The 6,178-nt window shown below is 36.1% G+C and carries 6 protein-coding genes; 1 reads left to right on the top strand and 5 read right to left on the bottom strand.

What is annotated here, in order from left to right; genetic code table 11:
- Positions 1-2: 2 nt before the first annotated feature.
- The 5 genes from HYG88_RS08365 to HYG88_RS08385 form a co-directional block, all read right to left on the bottom strand.
- Positions 3-464, bottom strand: a complete 462-nt coding sequence (locus HYG88_RS08365) for a Mov34/MPN/PAD-1 family protein (RefSeq protein WP_005314752.1) — start codon at positions 462-464, stop codon at positions 3-5.
- 5 nt (positions 465-469) lie between these two features.
- Positions 470-2,182, bottom strand: a complete 1,713-nt coding sequence (locus HYG88_RS08370) for a ThiF family adenylyltransferase (RefSeq protein ID WP_046128204.1) — start codon at positions 2,180-2,182, stop codon at positions 470-472.
- Positions 2,182-3,195 carry a nucleotidyltransferase gene (locus HYG88_RS08375; RefSeq protein ID WP_046128205.1) on the bottom strand — a complete coding sequence of 338 codons (1,014 nt, stop codon included), beginning with the start codon at positions 3,193-3,195 and terminating at the stop codon, positions 2,182-2,184. The genes HYG88_RS08370 and HYG88_RS08375 overlap by 1 nt, the downstream gene beginning before the upstream one ends.
- 113 nt (positions 3,196-3,308) lie before the next feature.
- The gene (locus HYG88_RS08380) at positions 3,309-3,488 is read right to left on the bottom strand and encodes a hypothetical protein (RefSeq protein ID WP_001141890.1); all 180 of its coding nucleotides are present in this window, start codon (positions 3,486-3,488) and stop codon (positions 3,309-3,311) included.
- A 205-nt stretch (positions 3,489-3,693) separates the two neighbouring features.
- Positions 3,694-4,776, bottom strand: a complete 1,083-nt coding sequence (locus tag HYG88_RS08385) for an ImmA/IrrE family metallo-endopeptidase (RefSeq protein WP_046128206.1) — start codon at positions 4,774-4,776, stop codon at positions 3,694-3,696.
- Positions 4,777-5,204: 428 nt separating this feature from the next.
- On the opposite strand from HYG88_RS08385, the gene HYG88_RS08390 reads away from it, so the two are divergent.
- Positions 5,205-5,840 carry a hypothetical protein gene (locus tag HYG88_RS08390; RefSeq protein WP_178882891.1) on the top strand — a complete coding sequence of 212 codons (636 nt, stop codon included), beginning with the start codon at positions 5,205-5,207 and terminating at the stop codon, positions 5,838-5,840.
- The last annotated feature ends 338 nt before the right edge of the window (positions 5,841-6,178 follow it).

The raw sequence follows: 6,178 nt of genomic DNA on the forward strand, positions 1-6,178 counted from the left end.
TATTATCTCTCTAAATCCAGGGTGGATGGGTAACAGGAACCATCTGGTAGGTAGGTGTGGGCACTGCCCTCAAGATGATTGTTTTTTAAATGAAAAATCAGTAAGACTACAAAATTTGCACCCACTTTTGGGTCGGACACCAATTCCCTCATGGTGTGATGGTCTTTACTGCTGGGTTGTACACTAAAGAGAGGATGGCTATGCCATTCACCTAAATAGTTAAATTTTTGATAATTATTGTTTGTTGATTTATGAAAAAGGCGAATTGCTTTAATAGCATCCGTAATTCCACGTACAAAGGATGCTATCGTTCCACTCTTTTGAACAGTTAATGAGCTAACTCTAAAATGGTTTGTACCTATATGCTCACCCATTAAAACACCGCCACATTCGTGGGTTCCAGACTTCAACAGGGCTTTTATCAGTAAAATTTGTATATCAGTAGGAATGGATATTTTCAGCATTAGTATTAACCTTTCATCGGTTCAGGCTCTTCAATAGAATTGCCATTTTCACTTTCAGATATCTGTTTATCCGTAGGAGATTCCGTTACTAACGCACCTGAACAATCGATAGGATGGGTATCAAAAGGACATTGAAATATCCAATATTTACGGAACCCTATTAAATATGCTGAATATGGATAAGAGGATTGCTCATCAATTGTACATAAAGTATCTAATATGAACTGAGTCATAGACGCTGCAAGAGCCGTTACATCTGCATCTGATGCAATATATGTTTGGTTTTGTGTTTGAAAGCCGTAATTATTAACTTTGCCTTCTGGGATTGGTTCCAACGTTTGTAAGACACCATAAATATGATTGCGAAGCTCTAAAGGTGAGGCATCTAACGTTGGGCGACTACGGGCCATCATTGCTCCACCACCGCCACCAAAGATTTCACCCCATACCATTGGTATATGTTTTCTTTTAGCAATCGCAGCTAAGGTTAGAAATGTATGTGAGCTTGCTGTCGCATCAATAATCAGATTACATGTACCAATGGCATTAGCAATATTGGAATTTAAATGAGGATTTTCCTGTCCACCAATTTGCATTTCATACGTTTCAACCCGCATGTCTAATGCAGTTCGTTTTAATGCTCTTTCAACAGCATGGGTTTTAGCAAAGCCAACATCTAACCAGTTGAGTTCATTACGGACAAGATTCTGGGGTGCCAGAATATCATCATCAATAAGTAGAAAGTTTTTACAGCCAGACCGTGCCAGTGAAATTGCAATTTTACTTCCTAACGATCCAAGACCAACAATTACTATCTTTGCATCATTGATATTGCTAAATTGTGCTGGCAATCTTTGATTCTGATCATCATGTAGATTAATAGCTGGATAACTTACGAAAAGTGGTGCTGTATTATTAATTAAGAATAGTTCCAAGTTACCTTTTAAGTCATATAACAATAGAGGCTTTATGGAACTTGTGAATTCCTCCTGAGTAGGCCATAAATTGCCTAAAAAGGATTCTAACGAAAGTCGATCATTTACAGATTCCTTTAATAAAGGAACAGAATCAACTCTTATTGCCCATCCAGACAATTCAAATCTTTCATTAGAAAATGATGGGACGATGTCAGGTAGAGGTTTGTTCTGAATATTTGTTGGAACAATAACAGTCTTGTCCCGAAAGCTTGAGATGGCAACCTTAAAGTCCATTTTTTCAGGGTCACTATTTAAGAGTATGTGACGTAACATTGGTGTTTCAATGAACCTTTCTGAAATACCTCTTAATTTTTGACCTATTGTTTCAGAATGCCTAGAGGGCACAGGTTCTACATCCATCTCCAATACAGTCATTGCGTCTGTTAATAAAAGAATCTGGGCACTTCTAATTAGTTCCACTCCACTGATATTGGTATTCCAATTATCTGGACCGTATTCTAGACACAGCACTCCTGAGCCACCGTACTGGTGCAAGATACTCCATCTTTCACCAGATTTTTGTGGGCGTATATATGCTGGTAGCTCTGGGAAAAGCTCTGGATATACTAAAACACCATTAAAATCTATAGTTCCTATCTTGAGAGAGAAGTTTAAATGCAGTTCATTAGTGTCTGTTGAGTTCCACTCCTGAATCTTAAAACTGTTTTCCTCATTTTCAAGATCGGTCAATAACTGCCGTTCTTGAATCAAGCGTTCTAATGGTGTTTTTAGCAGTTCCATTACGCAAAGCCTCCTGGTTTATTTGGATAAACAGGGGTTGATGGAAATGTTAATCCTGCACCTAAAGCTGAACGGATTAAAGAGCTGGCCATATCAGCAGAATTTGCACTTTTGTGTGATGCCGAACGAGGAAAACGATTACCCAAGACCTGCCGCCATAGAGCTAATGCTTTATCATCATCTGTTTCATTTAAGGCATTTCGTGCAATAGCAGCTTGTTCTTTTACCTTTTCATAAAAGGTTTTGAACTCATCTGCTGTGACCGCAGAAAAAACATTATTGCCTGCAACACCAGGATCTTCTAAATGTGGAATTATGCCTAGTGACGCATAAATCCCATAAGAATCCCTGATTGTTTCTAAAAGATAAACAAACAACTTTTCATAGTTGGATTCGTAGTAATTCATATGATTGGCAACCAGGCATTCTAAAATGAATCCTTTTGGTCGTTTTAAATCAGATAAGTTCTCACGACGCCACCATTTAAATAGCTTCACAAGAGGCTTAAATCGACCATTTGCATTTTTATTCACCTCAACAGTCCACTCGGTATGGGCTGGAGGGTTGGTAACTAGCCATTCTTCAAGATGAATGTCTGGAATCAGATAGCCACCATATCCATCTGAAATGATAGGGACAACATCCATATCAACTTTTTTCAACTTAACATTTACTGAACGACGGTTAACGGTAAGATCGGTATATCCAATATCCTTTAATGCTGTATGGACTGCATCTAAGACAATTTGGGGATCATCGTTAATTGTATGGTTGGTGCGAGCAATAATATCTACATCTGGTCTTTGTGTAATCCCGCCTATGGTGGTCGGACGTACTGCCGTACTTCTTTTATAAGAACCTGATAAGAACGTATGCACATGTACTTTGCTGAATTCATTATGCACTTTTAAAGCATCACGAAGCGTATTATGTGCGCTTGAACAATCATTAACCGTTGTTGTAGATGGTTCAATATCGGAAAGTAGGTCAAGAAACTGCTGTTGAGTTGTCATAATTCTCTCTGAGCCCATGTACTAAAATGGGGCATAAATTAAGTGCGATCAGAAAAATTAAATAACCTACTGCTGTGAACTTTGTTGCACAGCAGTAGGTTATTTAACCTCGTTTACGATATTGAGTTTGAGTTATCAGGATCATCCGATTTTTTATTACGGATAGCATCCTTTTCTTCTTTCAATGGCCGAGTTCTGGGAAATTTAAAATATCCAGTTGGATGGACAATAATTTTTCCAGATTTATGGCGATAAGATTTACAAAACACGAAGTCTTGATTTTCGGTAGGCATTGTTAGCCCTCCTATTTTGGCGGCTCGTTTTTCAGGGCGCATACCAAAATAAGCGGGTAAATCTTGAGATTTACGGGCCTAAATGTTAGAATGGGGTTCTGACAGCCAGATCTAACATGAGGTATGCGTAGGGCTTAGAGCCATATGCCTTTCCTGTGTGAAAATCTATCAAGCCGACTCTACCCAATAGAGTCGGCTTTTTAATTTATGAAACCATCTCGATAGTCTCCATTGAATCTAGGTCAAAATAATATAGTTTTTTAAAGTCATCTTCATATAAGTCAAATAATTGAGATAACTCACTAATGACAGATGTTGATGTTTTTTTTGCGTCTATTGCGTAGTCAAAGAGCATTGAAGCTACTCTATATGTCGCTTCTCGATCCAATTCATTTGGTTCAACTTTACGATAACCACGCATAGCCATTTGCCGCCATAAATTGGCACTTTGACTTGAAGTTATAGTTCCTAACTCTGACGCCCTATAGATTAAGGCCGCCATTGAGGTTTTCCATTCCTTTTTAAGTCTTAGATAATGAGCTAAATTGGTTGAACCTAATTGATCAATAATTTTTTCTTCTGGCATTAAGAATTCGGCAGCAAAGTCATTTGCTTCTTTTTCCATGAACTCAGATGGCTCTTCATGGAGGACCAAATGCCCAAGCTCATGTGCTAATGTGAAGCGTATTCTGTCATTTGGTTGGTTTGCATTTAGAAATACGCATGGAGACACACCATGCATTTTTAAGGATACGCCATCAACATTGTTATCTTTAAAGTCGCATAAAAAGACTAAAACCCCTGCATCTTCCACAGTGGCAGTTAGGTTTTCAAGAGGTTCCTTTCCTAACGCCCACAATGATCTAAGCTTTTTAGCCGCTTCTTGAGGAGTGTTTACATCTAGGCCAATTTTAAAAGTTGGTAAGGAATTTTTTCTTTTTGGCACATTTGTGAACAATTCTAATGTTTGTACATGGCCCATTTTTAACATCATTTCAGCATTCATGCGGCTCAATGCTTTAGCTGTGGTAGAGCTTTTTTTTCTATATGCATGCAAACTAATTGGTAGTGCATTTAGCTTTTCAATATGTTCGAAAAATCGTATAGGGAAATGTAGGGCATTGGATAGATTTTGGATAACTTCATCGGAGGGTTTTAAGTCCCCACTTTCAATTTTAGATAATGAAGCCTGGGTAATAGACTGTCCCATTACAGCAATTAGTTCAGTTTGACTAAGACCACGAAAGTTTCGTGCAATACTAAGCATGTCAGGATTGAAATGAGTCATATTCACCTCCAAGATCATTGACTTACAGATCAAGTTAATCGAATGATAACTGAACAAAAAAGCATATGCAAATTTTTCTTCAAATTATTCCTAAAATGTTTCGTTTTTATCTAATCTTGCTTTATGTAGTAGTTTTTTTTTATTCAGGCACAATATATAGTGTTTTTGATTTTACATTTTATTTGATTTTTTTAAATTTACTTGAAATCTTATATCAAAATTTGAGCATGAGAATATTATGGCAAAGATAGAAAATGATCAGTGTTCTTGTGAGAGGTAGCTTAACTTTTGAGTATTTAGAAAAGGCCACTTTATTAAATCTTTGATCATTTTTTGGGAATGTTAAAGTGATTTATTCTTATAAAAATCAGGTTTAAGGGCGATTGGGTTTTTTGGGTAAGTTAATTTTGATTGTTTGAGGCGAGATAATGACTGAAGATGCGAAATGTAAGATTCTAGATATTCTGTTGGAAAAGTGGAAGAAAATTTTACTTGGGCGTTATCCTGGCTGTGAAGAGTTAATTGAATTAGCACTTAAAAGTCTTGAAGCATTAACAGAACGCTTTTATGGTTATGAACTTAATGATACCCAATTCGACACGGCTATTTTATTAGAACAACAATATCATCAAAGATTGGGTGAATTAATTGTTGCTGACCGTCTTTTAAGAGATGGATTTGAATTGAGTAGTAAAGATTTCGGACCTGATTTCAAAGCTACAAAAAACGGGAAAACAGTTTGGTTTGAAGTTGTTACTCCGAATCCAAATGATGAAATGGTGCAAATCTTGGAAGATGTGCAAGGACGGTTATTTCCAAAACATGAAACTAATTGTCGAGAGAATTCTTTAGCATTGTTGAAAATGACAGGGGTTATAGAAACTAAGGCTAATATTATAAAAGGTTATATTGAGAAGAAAATTATTCCTGAAGATGAGCCAGTTGTAATTGTTGTAAATGACTCATTGTTTTATCCACTAGATGTCTATATGGTTGGGGTAACTGAAGAGGTACAAAAAGGGTCAAGTGGCTTACCATTTGTTATAGAAGCTTTATTAATATAAAAGCTTATTTTCAATAAAAAACACATCATAATACCCCCTTGCCTTTTAACCACAAAAATATTGAAGTTATTATTTAGAAGCAATTAATAGAAAAATAAACAAATCTTTTTTAAACAAGCTACTAATAAAAATATCTCCATCGAAAATAAAGTATAAAAATTCAAAAACCATTTAATAAAGTATCAATAGAGTTAAAATACATATAGCTTACTTTTAATTTTAAAGAGGAATACAAGAAATAATTTCTTGTATTCCTGTTATAAGATTGGGAGAACCAAGTTGATAATTTCACCCATTTCTTTGGATCTATTAATTTAAGTTTCGACTTTACTTATTTG

This window comes from Acinetobacter sp. SwsAc4 (assembly GCF_013391535.1).
Taxonomy (GTDB): domain Bacteria; phylum Pseudomonadota; class Gammaproteobacteria; order Pseudomonadales; family Moraxellaceae; genus Acinetobacter.